Genomic DNA, 20,322 nt, shown 5'->3' with positions numbered 1-20,322 from the left:
TCGTGACTGTCCGCACATCCATCGCCACGCTCGGCCTGGTGGGCGCTCTCGGCGGAGTGCTGGTGGCGGCGCTGGCCGCCCCCGTGGTCGCCGGGGCGGGCCTGGCCGCGAAAGGCACCGCCGACACCTTCACCCACCTGCCGCCCGCCCCGCGCGAGGAGCCGCTCAGTGAGGTGACGCGGCTGGTGGACGTGAGCGGCCGCACGTTCGCCCAGTTCTACCAGGCCAACCGGACCGCGGTGCCGCTGTCGCGGGTGGCGCCGGTGATGCGCCGGGCGATCGTGGCGATCGAGGACGCCCGCTTCTACGAGCACGGCGGCATGGACGTCATCGGCACGCTGCGCGCGCTCATCGCCAACACCCGGGCCGGCGCGATCCGCCAGGGCGGCTCCTCGCTGACCCAGCAGCTGGTGAAGAACATCCTGGTGGAGCGCGCCGAGACCGACCAGGAGCGGGACCGGGCCCGCGCCCCCAGCATCTCCCGCAAGGTGCACGAGCTGCGGCTGGCGCTGGCGCTCGAACGCAAGTACCGCAAGGACCAGATCCTGGAGAAGTACCTGAACATCGCCTATTTCGGCGCCGGCGCGCACGGCGTCGAGGCGGCGGCCAGGCGGTTCTTCTCCACCACGGCCAGGGAGCTGACCCTGACGGAGGCGGCCACGCTGGCCGGAGCCGTGCGCACCCCGTACTCGACCGACCCGTCGATCGGCCGGGCGCACCGCGCGCGGCTCAAGGAGCGCCGCGACCTGGTGCTCGACCGGATGGCGGGGCTGAAGCTGATCACCCCGCAGACGGCGTCCGAGGCCAAGGCGAGCCCGCTCGGGCTGCGGCTGCGGCCCGAGCCCGGCGGCTGCTCGCAGAGCGAGCATCCGTACTTCTGCCTGTACGTGCACCGCGAGCTGCTCACCAACGAGGTCTTCGGCAGCACGGCGGCGATCCGGCGGGCCCGCATGGAGCGCGGCGGCCTGGTGATCAGGACCAGCCTGGACCCGAGGGCGCAGAAGGCCGCCGAGCAGGCCATCAGGGAGCGGGTGGACCCCGCCGACACCGAGGTGGCCGCCGAGGCGATGGTGGAGCCCGGCACCGGCTGGATCCGGGCGATGGCCGCCAGCAAGAAGGTCGGCCCGGGCAAGAAGGGCGGCCCGCGCACCACCTACAACCTGGTCGCCGACATCCGGCACGGCGGCGGGCAGGGGCTGCAGGCCGGCTCCACGTTCAAGGTGTTCACGCTGGCCACCGCGCTCAAGGAGGGGTGGCGGTTCGGCGACGGGTTCGACACCCCCGGCTCGCTGGTGCCGTCGGAGGGCTACCGCAACTGCGCCGGCCAGCCGGTCAACGACCCGTCGACCGAGGTGTACAACGCCAGCGGCGAGGGCAGCGGCGGCGGCCCGCACAGCCTGGAGACCGGCACCTGGAAGTCGGTCAACATCTTCTACATGATGCTGGAACGCAAGGTCGGCCTCTGCGACGTGGTCAAGACCGCCAAGAAGCTCGGCGTCACCAGGGCCGACGGCCTGCCGCTGCGCGAGGTGCCGACGTTCACGCTGGGCGTCAACGAGATGGACCCGCTCACGGTCGCCGCCTCGTTCGCCACGTTCGCGGCCCGCGGCCAGTACTGCCGCCCGCTCGCCATCGTGGAGATCGTCGACAGGAACGACCGGCGCACCCGGGTGCGGCCGAGCTGCCGCAAGGCGATCGACCCGCCGATCGCCGACGCGGTCAGCCATGTGCTGACCGGCGTGTTCGACAAGGGCACGATGCGCGGCCAGGACCCCGGCCGGCCCGCCGCCGGGAAGACCGGCACCAACAACGGCTACACCTCGGCCTGGTTCGCCGGGTACACGCCGCACCTCGCCGCCGCCGTCAGCGTCGGCGACATCCGCGGCTCCTACCGGCACCCGCTCAGAGGCGTGCGGATCGGCGACCAGTACTACGGCTCGGTGCAGGGCGCCTCGCTGCCCGGGCCGATCTGGGTGGAGTCGATGCGGCGGGCGCTGCGGGACGAGGAGCCCCGGCGTTTCCACCGCCCCGACATGTCGCGCTTCGGCGGCGGTCACACCCCGGGCCTGGAGGAGGAGGACGCGGAGGAAGGGCAGACGCAGGCCCGCGGGCGGCGCGAGCGCCCCGGCAGGCACCGCCCGATCGCCAGGCGCCACCGCCAGATGATCGAATGGCTGCTCGGCGAACGCCGGCGTCCGCCGCGCGACTGGTGAGAGGTCAGGCCGGTTTGCCGATGGGCGCCGTCACGGCCCCGGTCAGCTCGATCAGGCAGGCCGGGGCGGTCTCGATCTGCAGCCCGCGCTTGCCGGCCGAGAAGTAGATCGTCCCGAACTCCAGCGCCGAGGCGTCGACCACGGTCGGCAGCCGCTTGCGCTGGCCGAGCGGGCTGATGCCGCCCACCACGTAGCCCGTCACCCGCTCCACCTTGGCGGCGTCGGCCATCGCCGCCCGCTTGCCGCCGAGCGCCGAGGCCAGCGCCTTGAGGTCGAGCTTGCCCGCCACCGGCACCACGGCGACGGCCAGGCCGCCCTCGGTCTCGGCCACCAGGGTCTTGAAGATCCGTTCGTACGGGACGCCGAGCGCGTCGGCGGCCTCCTCGCCGTACGCCTGCGCGGCGGGATCATGATCGTAGGGGTGGAGCGTGAACTCGGCCTTGGCCTTCTCCAGCGCCACGGTGGCGGGGGTGCCGCCCTTGGTCTTCGACTTGCCCACCTGAACGAGTGTAGCGAATCTACAATGTAAAGGCGCGGCCGGGGGTGTACCCGAGCGCCCGCCGGAACGCGTCGATGAACGCGCTCGCCGACGACCAGCCGCACCGGTGCGCCACCTGGGTCACCGTGCCGCCCTCGGCCAGCAGGAGGAGTGCCCGGTGCAGCCTGAGCTGGGTGCGCCACTGCGGGAACGTCATGCCGAGCTCCGCGCGGCACAGCCTGGCCAGGGTCCGGTCGCTGGTCCCGGCGTCGGCGGCGAGCCGGGCGAGCGTCCGCGGGTCCGCCGGGTCGGCGTGCAGCGCCGCGCACACGGCGGCCAGTCGCGGGTCGCGCGGCGTCGGCAGGTGCAGCGGCTGCTCGGGGGAGCGGCGCAGCCGGTCGAGCAGCACGGCGAGCAGCCGCTCCCGCTCCCCGCCGGGTTTCTCCGGGAGGTCCGGCTCGCCGCTGTAGGCGATGATCAGCTCGCGGAGCAGCGGGTCGACGGCGAGGACGGCGGGGCGGCCGAGGCCGAGCGGGTTGGCGTCGAGGCCGATCAGCCGCACCTCGGTGGCGCCGTGGGCGCGGTGCTCGTGGACGGTGCCGGCCGGGATCCAGATGGCCCGGTTGGCCGGGGCGACCCAGGTGCCGGCGTCGGTGGTGACGGAGAGGACGCCGTGCCGGGCGTACACGATCTGGTGGGTGTCGTGCCGATGGGCGTCGATGCCGCCGCCGGGCGCCAGCGGGCGGCGGCCGGTGGGCGCCTGGGCCAGATGGCGGATTTCCATGATGGATTGGCACTTTATCGGAAGCGCGCCATCCGGTTGCCCGGCGATGATCGGGCACGTGCGGGCGAACAGGGTGGGGATGCTGGCGGCCGGTCACGCCGGGGTGGACGTCTATCAGGGCGCGGTGCCGGCGCTGGTGCCGTTCCTGGTGGCCGAGCGCGGTTACGGGTACGTGGCGGTCTCGGGGGTGGTGCTGGCCGCGACGCTGCTGTCGTCGGTGGTGCAGCCGGTGTTCGGGGCGATGGCGGACCGGTGGCGGATGCCGTGGCTCATCCCGGCCAGCATGGTGACGGCGGGGCTCGGGGTGGCGCTGAGCGGGGTGACGGACTCGTACGCGCTGACCTGGCTGGCGGTGGCGCTGTCGGGGCTGGGCGTGGCGGCCTACCACCCGGAGTCGGCGCGGCTGGCGAGGATCGCCAGCGCGGGCAGCCACGTGCGGATGAGCTGGTTCTCGCTGGGCGGGACGCTGGGGTTCGCCTCGGCGCCGGTGCTGGTGACGCCGCTGCTGGCGGTGGGCGGGCTGGGCGCCTCGCCGTGGCTGGTGGTGCCGGGGGTGGTGGGCGCGCTGGTGACGCTGCCGGTGATCCGGGCGCTGTCGGGGTGCGGCGCGGCGCGGGGTGCGGCGGCGGAGGCGTCGGGGCGGGACGACTGGGCGTCGTTCTCCCGGCTGACGCTGGTGATCGTCTTCCGGTCCGTGGTGTACGTGGGGCTGAGCGCGTTCGTCGCCCTGTACGCCGGGGGCGGGGCGGCTGGGGCGGTGGCGCTGTTCGTGCTGTTCGCGGGCGGGGCCGTGGGCACGGTGCTGGGCGGCAGGCTGGCGGCGCGGTGGGGGCGGGTGCGGGCGATGCGGGCGGCGTACGCGGCGAGCGTCCCGGCGGTGGCCGGGGTGGTGCTGGCGCCGGGGCCGCTGATGTACGTGTTCGTCGCGGCGGCGGCGATCACCCTGTACGCGCCGTTCTCGCTCCACGTGACGCTGGGGCAGGACTACCTGCCGCGGCGGGTGGGCACGGCGGGCGGGGTCACGCTGGGGCTGGCGGTGAGCGCGGGCGGGCTGGCCAGCCCGCTGGTCGGCTGGGTGGCGGAGACGGCCTCGCTGCGGGTGGCGCTGGGCTGCCTGGCGGTGGTCGCGGTGCCGGCCTGGCTGCTGTCGCGCACCCTGACGGAGCCGGCCTGGCCCGCCACGGCCCGCGAGGGCTGAGGGCGGCGGTCAGCTGACGGCGGAGGCGCCTCCGGAGCCGGGGCCGCCGTGGCGGACCTCGCCGGGCTGCCGGTCGGGCCGCAGGCCGCGCCACGACGGGTGGCGCAGCCGGTGCTCACCGGTCACCTCGGCGTACTGCACCTCGCCGACCATGACGGGCTGCACCCAGTGGGCGTCGCGGGCGTGCTCGCGGGGCACCGGCTCGGCGAAGGGCGGGTCGGGCCGCTCCAGCGGGGCCAGGCGCCGGTGCAGGTCGCGCAGCATCGCCTGGGTGAAGCCGGTGCCGACGTGCCCGACGAACAGCAGCCGGCCTTCGTCGTCGTACGAGCCGAGCAGCAGGGAGCCGATGGTGCCGGCGCGGCGCCCGGCGCCGGGCTTCCAGCCGCCGATGACGACCTCGACGGCGCTGACGTTCTTGACCTTGGTCCATTCGCCGGTCCGCTTGCCCGGACGGTAGGGGGAGGTGAGCCGCTTGCAGACGACGCCTTCGAGGCCGAGGCGGCGGGAGGAGGCGAAGGCCTCCTCGGCGTGGTCGTGGAAGCGGACGGGCACCTGCCAGCGGTAGCCGGGGGTGAAGACGTCCTCCAGCAGCTCGCGCCGTTCGGTGTAGGGCAGCTGGATGGCCGGGTCGTCGCCGAGGTGGAGGAGGTCGAAGGCCATGAACGTCACCGGCACGGCGCGGGCGAGCTCGGCGGCGCTGACCGGGTTGCGCTGGTGCATGCGCGGCTGGAGCGCGCCGAAGCTGGGCCGGCCCGCCTCGTCGAAGGCGACGATCTCGCCGTCGACGACGGCCGGCCGGCGCCCGGTGGCGCCGGCCATGAGCTGCAGCTCGGGGTAGGCGGCGGTGATGTCCTTGGCGTTGCGCGACATGAGCCGCACGGTGCCGTCGGCGATGTAGGCGATCGCGCGGACGCCGTCCCATTTCATCTCCACGGCCCATTCGTCCTGGTGGACGGAGGGCAGCGATCCGGGCTGGGCCAGCATCGGCGCGTAGGTGGGCAGCGGCGCCATGACCCGTGGCATACCCCGGCCGGGTCGTGGAAGTAACACCGGTCGCCCGGCCGGTTTCGGTCAGCCGGTGGGGAGCTCGTCCTCGACGAGTTGGCCGAGGTCGACGCCGTGGCCGGCCAGTTCGGTCACGCTGGCGCAGTATCCCTGCAGGTAGAGGCGGCCGCCGATGTCGTGGGAGATGCGCAGGAGCGGCCGGTCGTCGAGCACGATGGCTTCCACCACGATGCCGCCGGGGGCGCGCCAGATTGCCATGCACGAATCGTACAAAGACCTAGGTAAAAGACAAGTAATGACAAAGTACGCACAAAGTGTGGCGGATCGAGGAAAAGATCGTCCAAAGACGCGTGTTAATTCTCCCCGATGTGGGGAAGCATCAGCGCCGAGCTCTTCTGAGCCGTGGTCTCCACCTCCACGGCGCCTCGCCCTGACACTCGGCCCGGGTCAGGGCGAGCGGCCGTGAGGCTGTCCCCCGCGGCAGCCTCACGGCCCACCCTCCCCACCGGGGGGCACGCCCGAGGTGTCCGCATGGTGGACGGAAGCGGATTCAGGGGTCGGACTCCGTAGACTGGGAGGGTGATTTCCCGTATCGACATGCGCGGGTCCCTTCCACCGGACCTGCGTGACGTGCTGCCCCGCGCCGAGCTCGACGTCGAGGCCGCCCTGGAGAAGGTGCGGCCCATCTGCGAGGACGTGCGCCATCGCGGGGCGGCAGCCGTACGGGAGCTGACCGCCAGGTTCGACGGTGTCGAGATCTCCACCACGAGGGTGCCCGCCGAGGCGATCGCCAGGGCACTCGACGAGCTGGACCCGAAGGTCAGGGCCGCGCTGGAGGAGTCCATCCGCCGCGCCAGGCTGGTCCACCGCGACCAGCGCCGCGCCGACGTCACCACCCAGGTCGTGCCCGGCGGCACCGTCACCGAGCGGTGGGTTCCGGTCGACCGCGTGGGCCTCTACGTCCCCGGCGGCCGGGCGGTCTACCCGTCGTCGGTGGTCATGAACGTCGTCCCCGCCCAGGAGGCCGGGGTGCCCTCGCTGGCCGTGACCAGCCCCGCCCAGCGGGAGTTCGGCGGCCTGCCGCACCCGTCGATCCTGGCCGCGTGCGCGCTGCTCGGCGTCGACGAGGTCTACTCGGCGGGCGGCGCCCAGGCGGTGGCCATGTTCGCCTACGGCACCGAGGAGTGCCCGGCCGCCACCATGGTCACCGGTCCCGGCAACATCTGGGTGGCCGCGGCCAAGCGGCTGCTCAAGGGCCGCATCGGCATCGACAGCGAGGCCGGCCCGACCGAGATCGCGATCCTGGCCGACGCCACCGCCGACCCGGTGCACGTCGCCGCCGACCTGATCAGCCAGGCCGAGCACGACGTCATCGCCGCAGCCGTCCTGGTCACCGACAGCGAGGAGCTCGCCGAGGGCGTGGAGAAGGAGCTGCCCGCCCAGGTGGCCGCCACCCGCCACAGCGAGCGCATCGCCGAGGCGCTGGGCGGCCGCCAGTCCGCGATCGTCCTCGTCGACGACCTCGACGCCGGTCTGAAGGTGGTCGACGCCTACGCGGCCGAGCACCTGGAGATCCAGACCGCCGACGCCGCCGCGGTGGCCGCGCGGGTGCGCAACGCCGGGGCGGTCTTCGTCGGCCCGTACGCACCGGTCTCGCTGGGCGACTACCTCGCCGGCTCCAACCACGTGCTGCCCACCGGCGGCTGCGCCTGCCACTCCGGCGGGCTGTCGGTGCAGACGTTCCTGCGCGGCGTCCACGTCGTCGACTACAGCCGCGAGGCCCTGGCCGAGGCGGCCGCCCACGTGTCGGTGCTGGCCGACGCCGAAGACCTGCCCGCCCACGGCGCCGCGATCCGCGCCCGCTTCGACTGGCAGGTGCCGTCATGAGGCTCGACGACCTGCCCATCCGCGACGACCTGCGCGGCAAGAGCCCCTACGGGGCGCCGCAGATCGACGTCCCGGTCCGGCTCAACACCAACGAGAACCCGCACCCGCCGTCCCCGGCGCTCGTCGCCGACCTGGCCGAGGCGGTCGGCAGGGTCTCCGGCGAGCTCAACCGCTATCCCGACAGGGACGCCGTCGAGCTGCGCGCCGGGCTGGCCGCCTACCTCGGTCACGGGCTGACCACCGAGCAGGTGTGGGCGGCCAACGGCTCCAACGAGATCATCCAGCAGATCCTGCAGGCGTTCGGCGGCCACGGCCGCAGCGCGCTCGGGTTCGAGCCTTCCTACTCGATGCACCCGATCATCACGACCGGCACCAGCACCGAGTGGATCCACGCCGCCCGCGAGGAAGACTTCTCGCTCGACCCGGGCAAGGTCGTGGCGGCGATCGAGGAGCACCGGCCCGACGTCGTGTTCGTGGCCTCGCCCAACAACCCGACCGGCACCGCCCAGCCGCTGGAGACGATCGAGGCGATCCTGGAGTCGGCGCCCGGCATGGTGGTGGTCGACGAGGCCTACGCCGAGTTCGCCCGCGAGGGCACGCCGTCGGCGCTGACCCTGCTGCCGCGTCACCCGCGGCTGATCGTGACCCGCACCATGTCGAAGGCGTTCGCCATGGCCGGCACCCGGCTGGGCTACCTCGCCGCCCACCCGGCCGTGGTGGAGGCGCTGCTGCTGGTGCGGCTGCCCTACCATCTGTCGACGCTCACCCAGACGGCGGCGCTGGTGGCGCTGAAGCACCGCGCCGAGCTGCTGGGCACGGTCGACGCGCTGCGCCGCGAGCGCGACGCCACGGTCGGCTGGCTGCGGTCCAAGGGTCTGGCGGTCGCCGACTCCGACGCCAACTTCGTGCTGTTCGGGCGCTTCCCCGACCGGCGGGCGGTGTGGGAGGGCCTGCTGGAGAGAGGTGTGCTCATCCGCGAGGTGGGCCCGCCCGAATGGCTTCGGGTGTCGATCGGCACCGGTGAGGAGATGGCGGCCTTCCGCGCCGCCCTGGAGGGAGTTCTGTGAGTCGCGTAGGCCGCGTCGAGCGCACGACGAAGGAGACGTCCGTCCTGGTCGAGGTCAACCTCGACGGCACGGGCGCGGTCGAGGTGTCCACCGGGGTCGGCTTCTTCGACCACATGCTGGCGCAGCTCGGCAAGCACGGGCTGTTCGACCTGACCGTCAAGACCGAGGGCGACCTGCACATCGACTCCCACCACACGATCGAGGACACCGCGCTCGCGCTGGGCGCCGCGTTCCGCGAGGCGCTGGGCGACAAGTCGGGCATCAGGCGGTTCGGCAGCGCATCGTGCCCGCTGGACGAGTCGCTCGCCGAGGTCACCGTCGACCTGTCCGGCCGCCCCTACCTGGTCCACTCGGAGCCGGAGGGCATGGCCCCGATGATCGGCCCCGACTACGACACCACGATGACGCGCCACATCCTGGAGTCGATCGTCGCCCAGGCGGCCATCTGCCTGCACGTCCGCGTCCCGTACGGACGCAACGCGCACCACATCGTGGAGGCGCAGTTCAAGGCCCTGGCCAGGGCGCTGCGCGCGGCGTCGGAGCTCGACCCCCGGGCGACCGGCGTGCCGAGCACCAAGGGCGTGCTATGACGGAGAACGTGATCGCCGTCATCATGGTGTTCCTCGGCCTGTTCCTCATCGGCGGCGTGGTCTCGCTGCTCAGGCAGGGCATGAAGGCCGGGGCCGCGGTGTGCGGGCTGGGCGCGGCGATGGCGCTGTTCGCGGGGGTGATGTGGTGGTGAGCAAGAACGTCGTGGTGCTCGACTACGGGTCGGGCAACCTGCGCTCGGCCGAGCGGGCGCTGGCCCGGGTCGGGGCCGACGTGACCGTCACGGCCGACTTCGACACCGCGCTGGAGTGCGACGGCCTGGTGGTGCCGGGCGTCGGCGCGTTCGCCGCGTGCATGGCCGGCCTCACCGGCGTGCGCGGCGACCAGATCGTCGGCAGGCGGCTGTCCGGCGGCCGGCCGGTGCTGGGCATCTGCGTCGGCATGCAGATCCTGTTCGCCCGCGGCGTCGAGCACGGCGTGGAGACCACCGGATGCGGCGAGTGGCCCGGCACGGTCGAGCGGCTCGACGCGCCGGTGCTGCCGCACATGGGCTGGAACACCGTCAAGACCCCGGCGGGCAGCGTGCTGTTCGACGGCATCGACCCCGCCACCCGCTTCTACTTCGTCCACTCCTACGGGGTGCGCGAGTGGGAGCTGCGCACCGGTGACGGTTTCGCCGAGCCCGTGGTCACCTGGGCCGAGCACGGCGTGCCGTTCGTGGCCGCGGTCGAGAACGGCCCGCTCATGGCCACCCAGTTCCACCCGGAGAAGTCCGGCGACGCCGGCGCCGCGCTGCTGAGCAACTGGCTCGGCACCCTTGAGTAAGGAGCGGGCGCGCCGCCGCGCCGAGCGCGAGGCGGAGCGGGCGCTGGCCGCCCGCCGCAACGAGGAACGTCAGGCCCGCGCCGCCCGCCGCAGGGCGGCGCTGGGCCGTCTGGTGCCGCGCCCGGTCCGGGTGGCGCGGCAGGGCGGGCTGCTGGCCCGCCGCCAACGCGCCCAGAACGCCGCCGTCGCGCTGGCCTTCCTCATCGTGCAGTTCCTGGCCTGGCTGCTGTGGGGCTCGCCGCTGCTGAGCTTCGCCGTGCTCGTCTTCTCCCTGCTCCTGCTGCCCGTGCTCGTGACTCTCGCTTTCGACCGGAGGACCTGATGTCGCTCGTTTTGCTCCCCGCCGTGGACGTCGCGTACGGCCAGGCCGTACGGCTCGTCCAGGGTGAGGCCGGGACCGAGACCGGCTACGGCGAGCCGCTGGACGCCGCGCTGGCCTGGCAGGCGGCGGGCGCGGAGTGGATCCATCTGGTCGACCTGGACGCGGCCTTCGGCCGCGGCTCCAACCGTGAGCTGATCACCGACCTGATCGGCCGGCTGGACGTGAACGTGGAGCTGTCGGGCGGCATCCGCGACGACGAGTCGCTGGCGGCGGCCCTGGCCACCGGCTGCCGCCGGGTCAACATCGGCACGGCCGCGCTGGAGAACCCCGAGTGGTGCCGCAAGATCATCGCCGAGCACGGTGACAAGATCGCGGTCGGCCTGGACGTGCGCGGCACCACGCTCGCCGCCCGCGGCTGGACCGAGGACGCCGGCGACCTGTGGGAGGTGCTCGACCGGCTGGAGGCCGACGGCTGCCCCCGCTACGTGGTGACCGACGTGACCAAGGACGGCACACTCAAGGGCCCCAACCTCGACCTGCTCAAGCAGGTCTGCGCCCGCACCGACAAGCCCGTCGTGGCCAGCGGCGGCATTTCCTCCCTCGATGACCTGGCCGCACTCGCTTCTCTCGTCCCTGTCGGCGTGGAAGGAGCCATCGTGGGCAGAGCCCTGTACGCCCAGGCGTTCACGCTGGAGAGCGCACTGGCCACGGTCCGGAGTTAGATCCCTGTCGGGAGGGGGCGTGATGGGTGCCATGAGCATGGAAAGCACCGGCATACGGGTGTTTTCGGGCGGCATCTGGGAGGAGAAGTACGGATACGCGCGAGCGGTCATCGCCGGAGATCGGGTCATCGTGTCGGGCTGCACCTCGACCGTCGAGGGGGAGGTCCGCCACGTGGGCGACGCCTACCGCCAGGCGCTCACCGCGATGGAGATCGCGCTCGAAGCCGTGGTCAAGGGCGGGCTGACCCGCGAGGACGTCGTCATGGTGCGCTACTACGTGGTGGAGCAGCGCCACTTCGACCAGGTCGGCAAGGCCATCGCAGAGGTGTTCGGCACGGTCCGGCCGGCCTGCACCGGAGTACGGGTGGCCGGCCTGGTCGACCCGCGGATGCTGGTAGAGATCGAGATAGAGGCACAACGAGCATGACCGTAGCCGTCAGGGTGATCCCCTGCCTGGACGTCGACGCCGGGCGGGTGGTCAAGGGCGTCAACTTCGAGAACCTGCGTGACGCGGGCGACCCGGTGGAGCTGGCCAGGCGCTATGACGAGGAGGGCGCCGACGAGCTGACCTTCCTCGACATCACCGCCTCGTCCGGCGAGCGCGACACCATGCTGGACGTCGTGCGCAGGACGGCCGAGCAGGTGTTCATCCCGCTCACCGTGGGCGGCGGCGTGCGGTCGGCGGACGACGTCGACCGGCTGCTGCGCGCCGGCGCCGACAAGGTGTCGCTCAACACCGCCGCGATCGCCAGGCCGGAGCTGCTCACCGAGGCGTCGCGCCGGTTCGGCGCGCAGTGCGTGGTGCTGTCGGTGGACGCCAGGCGGGCCCCGGGCACGCCGAGCGGCTTCGAGGTCACCACCCACGGCGGCCGGCGCGGCACCGGCATCGACGCGGTGGAGTGGGCGGCCCGGGGCGAGGAGCTGGGCGCGGGCGAGATCCTGCTCAACTCGATGGACGGCGACGGCACCCTCGACGGCTACGACCTGGAGATGCTGCGGGCGGTCCGGGCCGTCGTGCGGGTGCCGGTGATCGCCAGCGGCGGCGCCGGCCGCCTGGAGGACTTCCCGCCCGCCGTCGCGGCCGGCGCCGACGCGGTGCTGGCCGCCAGCGTGTTCCACTTCGGCACGCTGAAGATCGCCGAGGTGAAGGACACCCTTCGCCAGGCGGGCCACGCCGTCCGCTAGAGGGGTCCGCTAGAACACCCGCAGGTGCTGGAAGCACTCGTAGGAGGCGTCCCGCCCGGCGAACGCGGCCGCCTCCGAGCGCTTGACCGTGAGGTAGGCGTCGCGCCGCAGCGCGCCGAGCGCCTCCATCAGCACCTCGTCCGCCTCCAGCGCGTCCAGCGCCTCCTCCAGGGAGGCGGGCAGGCGCGGGTAGCGGCCGGGGACGGTGTCGGGATCGATCTCGACCGGCTCGCCCGGGTCGAGCTTGCGTCGGACGCCGTCCAGCCCGGCGTGGATGACCGCGCCCAGCGACAGGTAGGGGTTGGCGGAGGAGTCGGACGGCTTCAGCTCCAGGTTGGGCTCGCCGAGCTCGCCCAGCGGCGAGCAGACGCGGATCGCCGCCTCCCTGTTGTCGGGGCCGTACACGGCGTACGCGCTCGACCACATGCGCGGCGCCAGCCGGCGGAAGCTGTTGACGCTGCCGCAGGTCAGCGCGGTCAGCGCGGGCAGGTGGGCGATCAGGCCGCCGATGAACCCGGCCCGCACGTCGCCGTCGTCGCCGAACACGTTGACGCCGTCCTTCCACAGCGACAGATGGAGGTGCGCGCCGTTGCCGGCCTGGTCGGCCAGCGGCTTGGGGGCGAGCGAGGCCCACATCGCCATCCGCATCGCGACCCCGCGCACGGTCTCGCGGTAGATCATGTGGTTGTCGGCGGCGCGCAGCGCGTCGGCGTGGCGCACCGACAGCTCCTGCTGGCCGGGGCCGAGCTCGGGATGGCAGTGCTCGACGCGCAGCCCCTGGGTCTCCAGGGCGCGGATCAGCTTGATCGTGTAGTCGTGGGCGGTGTCGAAGCCGGTGCCGGCATAGCAGAGCGAGTCGTCGAGCGGCACCAGCCGGTCGGGCCCGCCGGACGGGTCGGGCAGCCGGCGGCCGAGCGTGAACTCCGGCTCGAACGCCGCCTGCAGCAGATAGCCCTCGGCCGAGAGGGCGGCCACCGCGTCCTTGAGGAAGGAGCGCGAGCAGGCCGCCCACGGGGAGCCGTCGGGCAGGCGCAGGTCCGACAGCATCGCGGCCGCGCCGGGCGCGTGGGGAAGGGTGACATAGGTGGACGGGTCGGGGACGATGCGCACCTCGCCGACCGGACCCAGGTGCTCGACCTCCTGCAACTGGTCGAGCATGTTCATCGCCATCATGGCCACCGTGTGCCCGATGCCGGACGTGAGCCGCTCCGCGAGCCGCGACCGGGACGTGGCCTTGCCGCGGATGACGCCGCCGTGGTCGGCGTACATGAAGCGGATCAACTCCACGCCTTCGAGCTCCGCTCGCTCGAGGATGCGCCTGACCGCGGGGTCGGGCTGGTGGAGCGTGGTGGCGCCTGGACGATCTGTCATCCTGCCTGCGTAACACGACTCGGCGGCGCGGGGAAGCACCTCCCGCAGACAGGACCGACTATCAGGTCAAGACGTTGGTAAAGAAGACAGCCAACTGATTGGCTCCATTGATGATCCCGTCGAACACTCCGTTGACCGCGGCGGCGGCGTCGGCCGGCCGGGTGAACAGGTAGAAGACCACGAACGCTACCAAGACGTACGTGAGCACCTTCTTGACCTGCATGGGGGGCCTCCTGCAGTCCGTTCCCAGCCGTATATACCCGGATCTGGGCGATCACCTTGCATCTTCTGTGAAGATGTTCATGATCCTAACCGGGGGGCTCGTTCATGGCCCATGCTACGGCCTGCCGGCGTCACGGGAGCGCCTTATGCGCAGGGGTTTTCGGGCATCGCAGGTGAGCGGGCATCGTGACAATGGTCACCACGCCGCGGCCGCCGGTCACATGCCCAGCCGGGAGCCCTTCAATCGCTCGACCGCCTCGGCGTCGCCGGTCATCTCGGCCCGGGAGTGAGCCTGCCGGCCGAAGCAGAACAGCAGCAGCTCGCTGGCCGTGCCGCTCACCTCGACCTTGGGGCCCTGCTGGGCGCCGCCCAGCACCACGGACCGGGCGCCGCCGCCGCGGCGGTGCAGCACCACGCCGACGGGGGAGCGGCGCAGCATCAGCTTCGCCATCCCCGACACCCGCTTCCAGATCAGGTCCTCGAAGTCGGCGGGCAGCTCGCGCGGCGCCCAGCCTGGCTGGGCGCGCCGCACGTCCTCGTGGTGGACGAAGTACTCCATCGTGTTGACGGCGGAGTCCAGGAACGGCAGCAGCCCGTACACGCCGCCCGGCTTGCGGACCAGGTCCACCAGTTGCGGGAACGGGTGCTTGGCCTTCAGCGCCCGCTGCACGGAGGCGGTGCGGCCGGCCATGGCGGGCAGCGCGATGCCCGGCAGCGCGTCCGGCCGGCGCTCGCGCAGCACCAGGTGGGCGGCCAGGTCGTAGGTGTCCCAGCCCTCGCAGAGCGTCGGCTCTCCGGGGCCGAGCCGGTCCAGCAGGTCGCAGAGTGCGGCGCGTTCGCTACGGGCGTGAGTCACAGCGCCAACCCTACCTGTGGGAATAACGAGGCGATCAGACGTGATAGGGACTTACGTAGAAATGTCGGGCGCTGAAAGGATCTTTCCGAGTGGCGAACAAGGTCACCTCGGCCGTCATGCGCCAGGGGCTGCGCGTCCTTGGGGTGGCCATCCGCACCGAGAAGGTGGTGTTCACCTCCGCGGTGCTGGCGAGCGCCGTCTATGGAGGGATGACCGTCGCCTCGGCCTGGGCGCTCGGCTGGGCCACCCAGAACGTCGTGCTCGCCGCGTTCGAGCGTGGCGAGGTCGCGACCGGCACCCTCTGGACAGGCGTGCTGCTCATCATGGGCACCGCCCTGCTCAAGGCCCTGGGCGTGGCCGGGCGCCGCATCCTGGCCGGCCTCATGCAGTACCGCATGCAGGCCCGCTCCCGCCGCGACGTCACCAAGCAGTACCTTCGCCTGCCGCTCGCCTGGCACCACCGCCACCCGACCGGCCAGCTGCTGTCGAACGCCAGCGCCGACGCCGAGGCCGCGTGGGCGCCGCTCGCGCCGCTGCCCATGGCCGTCGGCGTCGTCGTCATGCTCTTCACCGCGGCGGTCGGCATCCTGCTCACCGACCTCGTGCTCGCCCTGGTCGGCTTCCTGATCTTCCCGGCGATCGCCCTGCTGAACCTCGTCTACCAGCGCCGGCTCAGCCCGCTCGTCACCCGCGCGCAGCAGCTGCGGGCCGAGGTGAGCGAGATCGCCCACGAGAGCTTCGACGGCGCGCTCGTCGTCAAGACGCTCGGCAGGGAGGACCTGGAGACCGACCGGTTCCGCCGCCGCGCCCACGAGCTGCGCGACGCCAACATCGCCGTCGGCAAGGTGCGCGGCCTGTTCGACCCGATGCTGGAGGCGCTGCCCACGCTCGGCGTGCTCGCCGTCCTGGCCGTCGGCACGCTGCGGATGTCCACCGGCGCGATCGACTCCGGGCAGCTCGTCCAGGTCGCCTACCTGTTCACCCTGCTGTCGTTCCCGATCAGGGCGCTCGGCTGGGTGCTGGCGGAGCTGCCGCGCAGCGTCGTCGGCTGGAACCGGGTGCAGGCCGTGCTGGAGGCCGAGGGCTCCATGACCTACGGCGAGGCCGCGGCCCGGTCCGACGGCCCCGCCTCGCTGGAGGTCAAGGGCGTCTCCTACGCCTACGGCGACGCCGAGGTGCTGCACGACGTCACCTTCGACGTGCCCGCCGGGCGCACCGTCGCCCTGGTCGGGCCCACCGGCGCGGGCAAGTCGACGCTGGTGCAGCTCCTGGGCCGCCTCGTCGACCCCGACCGCGGCCAGGTCCGGCTCGACGGCGTGGACCTGCGCGACCTGCCCTACGGGGCGATCGCCGAGTCCGTCGCGCTGGTGCCCCAGCAGACGTTCCTGTTCGACGACACCGTACGCGGCAACATCGCGCTCGACCTGCCCGTCGCGGACGAGCGGGTGTGGGAGGCGCTGCGCGTCGCGCAGGCCGACGGCTTCGTCGCCCGGCTCGGCGACGGCCTCGGCACCCGCGTCGGCGAACGCGGCGCCACCCTGTCCGGCGGCCAGCGCCAGCGCCTCGCGCTGGCCCGCGCCGTCGTCCGCGCGCCCCGCCTGCTCATACTCGACGACGCCACGTCCAGCGTCGACCCGCAGGTCGAGGCCAGGATCCTGTACGGGCTGCGGGACCGGGCCGAGGCGTCGACCGTCGTGGTCATCGCTTACCGGATGGCCACCATCGCGCTCGCCGACGAGGTCGTCTTCCTCGACCGGGGCCGGGTCACCGACCGCGGCACCCACGAGGAGCTGCTGGCCCGCTGCGACGGCTACCGCGACCTGGTGACCGCCTACGAGCGCGAGGAGCTGGAACGCTCCGCACTCGACGCGGACGCGGAACCCGGTCCGGGTGTGGACAAGGACAGGCCGGCAGGCCTCGAAGAGGAGGAAGTCAGCGCATGACCGTCGACAGCGGGCGCATCGGCGCCGGCGGCGAGAGGTCCGCCTGGGCGGTGGTCCGGTACGGCCTGTCGCTGACCCCCGAGTTCCGCAAGGGCCTGGGCGTCACGCTGCTGCTGGCCGTCATCGCCACCAGCGGCAAGATCATCGTGCCGCTGGCCGTGCAGCAGACCATCGACACCGGCATCGCCGCCGGCAGCCCGGACCTGTCGTACATCACCCGCATGGTCGTGGTGTGCGCCGCCGCGGTGCTGCTGACCGCGCTGGCCGCTTACCTGATGAACGTCCGGCTCTACAAGGCCACCGAGTCGTCGCTGGCCACGCTGCGGGTGCGCGGCTTCCGGCACGTGCACGACCTGTCCGTGCTCACCCAGAACACCGAGCGGCGCGGCGCCCTGGTCTCCCGCGTCACCAATGACATCGACCAGATCAGCACGTTCATGCAGTGGGGCGGGCTGATGATCATCATGGCGTTCGGGCAGCTGCTCATCGCCACCGTGCTCATGTTCGTCTACTCCTGGCAGCTCACGCTGCTGGTCTGGGCCTGCTTCGTGCCGCTGATGATCGCGCTGCCGCGCTTCCAGCGCTGGCTGTCGGCCGCCTACACCCGGGTGCGCGAGCGTACCGGCGACATGCTCGCCGCGGTCAGCGAGTCCGTCGTCGGCGCCGCCGTCATCCGCGCCTACGCCACCGAGCGGCGCACCGCCGAGCGCATCGACGAGGCCGTGGACGCCAACAAGGCCGCCCAGGTCAAGGCGCAGACCATCGTCGGGTTCGTGTTCCCGCTGACCGAGATCGTCGCGGCCCTGGCCATCGCCGGGATCGTCCTGCTCGGCGTCCGGCTCGGCCTGTCCGGCACCATCACGGCCGGGGAGCTGGTCGCGTTCCTGTTCCTCATCACGCTGTTCGTGTCGCCGATGCAGACCGCCACCGAGGTGCTCAACGAGGCGCAGAACGCCATCGCCGGCTGGCGGCGGGTGCTCGGCGTGATCGACACGCCCGCCGACGTGGCCGACCCCGGCGACGAGGGGGCCACGCCGCCGCGCGGCCCCATCTCCGTCTCCTTCGAGGACGTCGGCTTCGCCTATCCCGGCGGCCCGCCCGTGCTGCGCGAGGTCACCGTGGACATCCCGCCGCGCTCCCGGGTCGCCGTCGTGGGCGAGACCGGGTCCGGCAAGACCACCTTCGCCAAGCTGCTCACCCGCCTCATGGACCCGGTCTCGGGACGCGTCCTCGTCGACGGGCACGACCTGCGCGACATCCGCTTCTCCTCGCTGCGCCGGCGCATCGTCATGGTGCCGCAGGACGGCTTCCTGTTCGACGGCACGCTGGAGGAGAACATCCGGTACGGCAAGCCGTCGGCCACCCGGGAGGAGATCACGCTCGCCCTCACCGAGCTGGGCCTGGCCGACTGGCTCGAAGGGCTGCCCGCCGGGCTCGACACCCCCGTCGGCCAGCGCGGCGAGTCGCTGTCGGCGGGCGAGCGCCAGCTCGTCGCGCTGGCCCGCGCCTACCTGGCCGACCCCGACCTGCTGCTGCTCGACGAGGCCACCTCGGCCGTCGACCCGGCCACCGAGGTGCGCCTGGCCCGCGCCCTGGAAGGCGTCACCCGGGGCCGCACCGCCGTCTCCATCGCGCACCGCCTGTCGACGGCCGAGAACGCCGATGAGGTCCTCGTGTTCGACGGCGGCCGGCTCGTCCAGCGCGGCCCGCACGCCGAACTGGTGCGTGAGCCGGGCGTGTACGCCGACCTGCACGCCTCCTGGATCTCCGCCGCCCGCTCCTGACCGGCTCACGGGCCGCTTCGGGGGGAAGCCGGCGGGGCCGCGAAGGTCACGGTCGTGCCCGCCGGTCCCGACACGATCGTGAGCTGGTCGCAGAGCAGCCGCGCCAGCCACAGGCCGCGCCCGCCCGCCTCGAACCCCGTGGGCGGCGGCGTCGCGGTGGTCCAGCCGGGCGGCAGGCCAGGCCCGTCGTCGGAGACCTCGCACCACAGCCGCCCGTGCCGCCACCACAGGCGCAGCCGCCCGCCGCCCCCGCCGTGCAGGACCGCGTTCGTGGTGATCTCGTTGACCACCACCACGAAGTCCTCCAGGCGCCGGCCCGCCAGCCCCTCCTCGGCGACGCAGGACATGACCGTCCTGCGCAGCAGCGTGATCCCACCGCGCGCGAACGTCGCCGAGAGCACCTGTCTACACATCACCCGTCAGGCGCACGCCCAGCGCGTCGCCCGCCTTCAACAGGTGCAGCAGCCGCGCCAGCGGGCTCCCGCAGGCCACCACGGTCCGGCCGGGCCCCCGGGCCAGGGCCGTCGCCACCAGCAGCTGCGCCGAGCCGGCGTCGATGAAGTCGAGCCCGGTGGCGTCGATCACCACGTCCTCCGGCTCCTCCCGCAGCGGCGCCAGGATCGAGGCGAAGGCCTGGCGGTTGGTCAGGTCGACGTCGCCCCACAGCCGCACTCCCGGCGGCGACGACAGAGTGATGTGGCGCAGCAGGGCCTGCTCGGGCGAGATCGGGTGCGCCGCGGTCACCCGGTCGAGCGCCTCACGCGGGAACAGCGCGCGGTCGTACTGGCAGACCGCGGCCAGCCCGCCCTGCCCGAACAGCGCGTTCACCGCCGACTCGAACGCCGCCTGCCCCGGCGGGTCGTGCACCCCCCACGAGGCGTCGACCAGCGCGTACAGCCCCCGATGCCCCTGGGCGCGGGCCCGCTCGCGGGCGCTCGCCAGGCCGTCGAGCGCCCGTCCGGGATCCAGCCTGCCGCCGGTCAGATGGGTGGCGGCGCTGCCGACGATCTCGATGCGGCCGGCCGACTCGGCCTCGTCGAACCCCGGCACCAGCGGGGTCAGCCAGGCCCGGGTGCGGTCGGGGGAGTCGGTGTGCGTGATGATCAGCACTTTCGTCCGGCGGCGGAGCCCGTTGAGCGCGAACAGCCGCGTCGTGTCACGCCGCTCCCGGTCGCCCAGGAACGGCAGGCAGACATGATCGCCCAGCTCGGGGTCGGTGGCTGAGCCGGTGACGCGGACCACGAGAGGCTCCCTACCGCAGCGTGACCCCGAAGCTACCGTCCGAAGTAATATCACGCACCGCGTTCTCCGTAAAACAGTCGGTGACAAATCGGTTGGCGGTGTAGCTTCGATCGCGGGCCGCCTTGTCACGGGGCGTGAGGAGCATGGCGTTGGAACTGCTGCAGATGACTCGCCGGCAGCACGGCGAGCGGATCGTGGTCAGCCTGGCAGGAGAGGTCGACGTGGACAACGTGGCCGACGTCCGCCGCTGCCTCGCCGAGGCGGTGCGGACACACGGGCCGTGCCTGGTCGTCGATCTGAGCCGGCTGACCTTCATCGACACCACAGGGCTGGGCGTGCTGGTGCGCCAGCTCGCCGACCTGCGCGAACGCGACGGCACCATGGCACTGGTGGCACAGGACGGCCAGGTCCTGCGCCGCCTCCGCCGCACCAACCTGGCCCCCCTCTTCCCCATCTACGACACCCTCTCCCAAGCCCTCGACTGACCGGGGGCGCCACGAGGGGATGCTCTTCCCGGGCCGGGACTGACCCGGGCGGGTGAGGGTGTTGCGCGGGGTGGGTGTCCCCTCCCGGGCCCTCGACTGACCGGGGGCGCCACGAGGGGATGCTCTTCCCGGGCCGGGACTGACCCGGGCGGGTGAGGGTGTTGCGCGGGGTGGGTGTCCCCTC

At 72.9% G+C, this 20,322-nt stretch carries 23 protein-coding genes; 14 read left to right on the top strand and 9 right to left on the bottom strand.

What is annotated here, in order from left to right; genetic code table 11:
- The first annotated feature begins 2 nt into the window (after nucleotides 1-2).
- On the top strand, nucleotides 3-2,213 hold the full coding sequence (locus ACGFI7_RS16410) for a transglycosylase domain-containing protein (protein ID WP_393404853.1): 2,211 nt from the start codon (nucleotides 3-5) through the stop codon (nucleotides 2,211-2,213).
- A 4-nt stretch (nucleotides 2,214-2,217) separates the two neighbouring features.
- On the opposite strand, the gene ybaK is transcribed toward ACGFI7_RS16410, so the two are convergent.
- Together ybaK and ACGFI7_RS16400 are read right to left on the bottom strand one after the other, a co-directional pair.
- Nucleotides 2,218-2,712, bottom strand: a complete 495-nt coding sequence (gene ybaK, locus ACGFI7_RS16405; RefSeq protein WP_393404851.1) for a Cys-tRNA(Pro) deacylase — start codon at nucleotides 2,710-2,712, stop codon at nucleotides 2,218-2,220.
- 19 nt (nucleotides 2,713-2,731) lie between these two features.
- Nucleotides 2,732-3,475 (bottom strand): helix-turn-helix domain-containing protein, encoded by a 744-nt coding sequence (locus ACGFI7_RS16400; protein WP_393404848.1) that lies wholly within the window; start codon nucleotides 3,473-3,475, stop codon nucleotides 2,732-2,734.
- Nucleotides 3,476-3,533: 58 nt separating this feature from the next.
- Here ACGFI7_RS16400 and ACGFI7_RS16395 point away from each other — a divergent pair, with 58 nt between their 5' ends.
- Nucleotides 3,534-4,673: an MFS transporter gene (locus ACGFI7_RS16395; protein ID WP_393404846.1), complete on the top strand. Its 1,140-nt coding sequence runs from the start codon at nucleotides 3,534-3,536 to the stop codon at nucleotides 4,671-4,673.
- A gap of 9 nt (nucleotides 4,674-4,682) precedes the next feature.
- Here the strand turns inward: ACGFI7_RS16395 and ligD are convergent, their stop codons facing one another.
- Both ligD and ACGFI7_RS16385 read right to left on the bottom strand, forming a co-directional pair.
- Nucleotides 4,683-5,684 carry a non-homologous end-joining DNA ligase gene (gene ligD / locus ACGFI7_RS16390; protein WP_393404844.1) on the bottom strand — a complete coding sequence of 334 codons (1,002 nt, stop codon included), beginning with the start codon at nucleotides 5,682-5,684 and terminating at the stop codon, nucleotides 4,683-4,685.
- A gap of 60 nt (nucleotides 5,685-5,744) precedes the next feature.
- Nucleotides 5,745-5,936, bottom strand: coding sequence for a hypothetical protein (locus tag ACGFI7_RS16385; protein WP_393404842.1), 192 nt, complete (start codon nucleotides 5,934-5,936; stop codon nucleotides 5,745-5,747).
- Nucleotides 5,937-6,257: 321 nt separating this feature from the next.
- Between ACGFI7_RS16385 and hisD the strand changes: the two genes are divergently transcribed.
- The 9 genes from hisD to hisF are packed head-to-tail and all read left to right on the top strand — an operon-like array spanning nucleotide 6,258 to nucleotide 12,235.
- A complete protein-coding gene (hisD, locus tag ACGFI7_RS16380; protein WP_393404841.1) occupies nucleotides 6,258-7,565 on the top strand; it encodes a histidinol dehydrogenase in 1,308 nt (435 codons plus the stop codon).
- Nucleotides 7,562-8,632, top strand: coding sequence for a histidinol-phosphate transaminase (locus ACGFI7_RS16375; RefSeq protein ID WP_393404838.1), 1,071 nt, complete (start codon nucleotides 7,562-7,564; stop codon nucleotides 8,630-8,632). Before hisD ends, ACGFI7_RS16375 begins: the two co-directional genes overlap by 4 nt.
- Complete coding sequence (gene hisB, locus ACGFI7_RS16370; protein WP_393404836.1) at nucleotides 8,629-9,222, top strand: imidazoleglycerol-phosphate dehydratase HisB; 594 nt, start codon at nucleotides 8,629-8,631, stop codon at nucleotides 9,220-9,222. Before ACGFI7_RS16375 ends, hisB begins: the two co-directional genes overlap by 4 nt.
- Nucleotides 9,219-9,374: a hypothetical protein gene (locus ACGFI7_RS16365; RefSeq protein WP_393404834.1), complete on the top strand. Its 156-nt coding sequence runs from the start codon at nucleotides 9,219-9,221 to the stop codon at nucleotides 9,372-9,374. The genes hisB and ACGFI7_RS16365 overlap by 4 nt, the downstream gene beginning before the upstream one ends.
- The gene (gene hisH / locus ACGFI7_RS16360) at nucleotides 9,371-10,006 is read left to right on the top strand and encodes an imidazole glycerol phosphate synthase subunit HisH (protein WP_393404831.1); all 636 of its coding nucleotides are present in this window, start codon (nucleotides 9,371-9,373) and stop codon (nucleotides 10,004-10,006) included. The genes ACGFI7_RS16365 and hisH overlap by 4 nt, the downstream gene beginning before the upstream one ends.
- Nucleotides 9,999-10,328 (top strand): hypothetical protein, encoded by a 330-nt coding sequence (locus ACGFI7_RS16355; protein WP_393404828.1) that lies wholly within the window; start codon nucleotides 9,999-10,001, stop codon nucleotides 10,326-10,328. The genes hisH and ACGFI7_RS16355 overlap by 8 nt, the downstream gene beginning before the upstream one ends.
- Nucleotides 10,328-11,050 (top strand): bifunctional 1-(5-phosphoribosyl)-5-((5-phosphoribosylamino)methylideneamino)imidazole-4-carboxamide isomerase/phosphoribosylanthranilate isomerase PriA, encoded by a 723-nt coding sequence (gene priA, locus ACGFI7_RS16350; RefSeq protein WP_393404825.1) that lies wholly within the window; start codon nucleotides 10,328-10,330, stop codon nucleotides 11,048-11,050. Before ACGFI7_RS16355 ends, priA begins: the two co-directional genes overlap by 1 nt.
- Before the next feature lie 31 nt (nucleotides 11,051-11,081).
- Nucleotides 11,082-11,477 carry a Rid family hydrolase gene (locus ACGFI7_RS16345; protein ID WP_393404823.1) on the top strand — a complete coding sequence of 132 codons (396 nt, stop codon included), beginning with the start codon at nucleotides 11,082-11,084 and terminating at the stop codon, nucleotides 11,475-11,477.
- Nucleotides 11,474-12,235: an imidazole glycerol phosphate synthase subunit HisF gene (hisF, locus tag ACGFI7_RS16340; RefSeq protein ID WP_393404820.1), complete on the top strand. Its 762-nt coding sequence runs from the start codon at nucleotides 11,474-11,476 to the stop codon at nucleotides 12,233-12,235. Before ACGFI7_RS16345 ends, hisF begins: the two co-directional genes overlap by 4 nt.
- A 9-nt stretch (nucleotides 12,236-12,244) precedes the next feature.
- Here the strand turns inward: hisF and ACGFI7_RS16335 are convergent, their stop codons facing one another.
- The 3 genes from ACGFI7_RS16335 to ACGFI7_RS16325 form a co-directional block, all read right to left on the bottom strand.
- Nucleotides 12,245-13,606, bottom strand: coding sequence for a glutamine synthetase family protein (locus ACGFI7_RS16335; protein WP_393404818.1), 1,362 nt, complete (start codon nucleotides 13,604-13,606; stop codon nucleotides 12,245-12,247).
- A 61-nt stretch (nucleotides 13,607-13,667) separates the two neighbouring features.
- The gene (locus ACGFI7_RS16330; protein ID WP_270157156.1) at nucleotides 13,668-13,829 is read right to left on the bottom strand and encodes a hypothetical protein; all 162 of its coding nucleotides are present in this window, start codon (nucleotides 13,827-13,829) and stop codon (nucleotides 13,668-13,670) included.
- Between the two features lie 216 nt (nucleotides 13,830-14,045).
- Entirely contained in the window at nucleotides 14,046-14,684 is a 639-nt protein-coding gene (locus ACGFI7_RS16325; protein ID WP_393404815.1) for a TIGR03085 family metal-binding protein, read from the bottom strand.
- Nucleotides 14,685-14,800: 116 nt separating this feature from the next.
- Here ACGFI7_RS16325 and ACGFI7_RS16320 point away from each other — a divergent pair, with 116 nt between their 5' ends.
- Nucleotides 14,801-16,627 (top strand): ABC transporter ATP-binding protein, encoded by a 1,827-nt coding sequence (locus ACGFI7_RS16320; RefSeq protein ID WP_393405681.1) that lies wholly within the window; start codon nucleotides 14,801-14,803, stop codon nucleotides 16,625-16,627.
- Entirely contained in the window at nucleotides 16,624-18,411 is a 1,788-nt protein-coding gene (locus ACGFI7_RS16315) for an ABC transporter ATP-binding protein (protein ID WP_393404812.1), read from the top strand. Before ACGFI7_RS16320 ends, ACGFI7_RS16315 begins: the two co-directional genes overlap by 4 nt.
- A 5-nt stretch (nucleotides 18,412-18,416) precedes the next feature.
- Here ACGFI7_RS16315 and ACGFI7_RS16310 read toward each other — a convergent pair whose 3' ends face one another.
- Complete coding sequence (locus ACGFI7_RS16310) at nucleotides 18,417-18,812, bottom strand: ATP-binding protein (RefSeq protein WP_393404809.1); 396 nt, start codon at nucleotides 18,810-18,812, stop codon at nucleotides 18,417-18,419.
- Between the two features lie 4 nt (nucleotides 18,813-18,816).
- Complete coding sequence (locus ACGFI7_RS16305; protein ID WP_393404807.1) at nucleotides 18,817-19,653, bottom strand: MEDS domain-containing protein; 837 nt, start codon at nucleotides 19,651-19,653, stop codon at nucleotides 18,817-18,819.
- Nucleotides 19,654-19,796: 143 nt separating this feature from the next.
- Here ACGFI7_RS16305 and ACGFI7_RS16300 point away from each other — a divergent pair, with 143 nt between their 5' ends.
- Complete coding sequence (locus ACGFI7_RS16300; RefSeq protein WP_393404805.1) at nucleotides 19,797-20,138, top strand: STAS domain-containing protein; 342 nt, start codon at nucleotides 19,797-19,799, stop codon at nucleotides 20,136-20,138.
- Nucleotides 20,139-20,322 lie beyond the last annotated feature (184 nt).

Origin of the sequence: Nonomuraea sp. NPDC048826, assembly GCF_043198225.1 — a bacterium.
Taxonomy (GTDB): domain Bacteria; phylum Actinomycetota; class Actinomycetes; order Streptosporangiales; family Streptosporangiaceae; genus Nonomuraea.
Note: the sequence above shows the minus strand (reverse complement) of the source record. Positions and strands in the feature narration are given on the sequence as shown.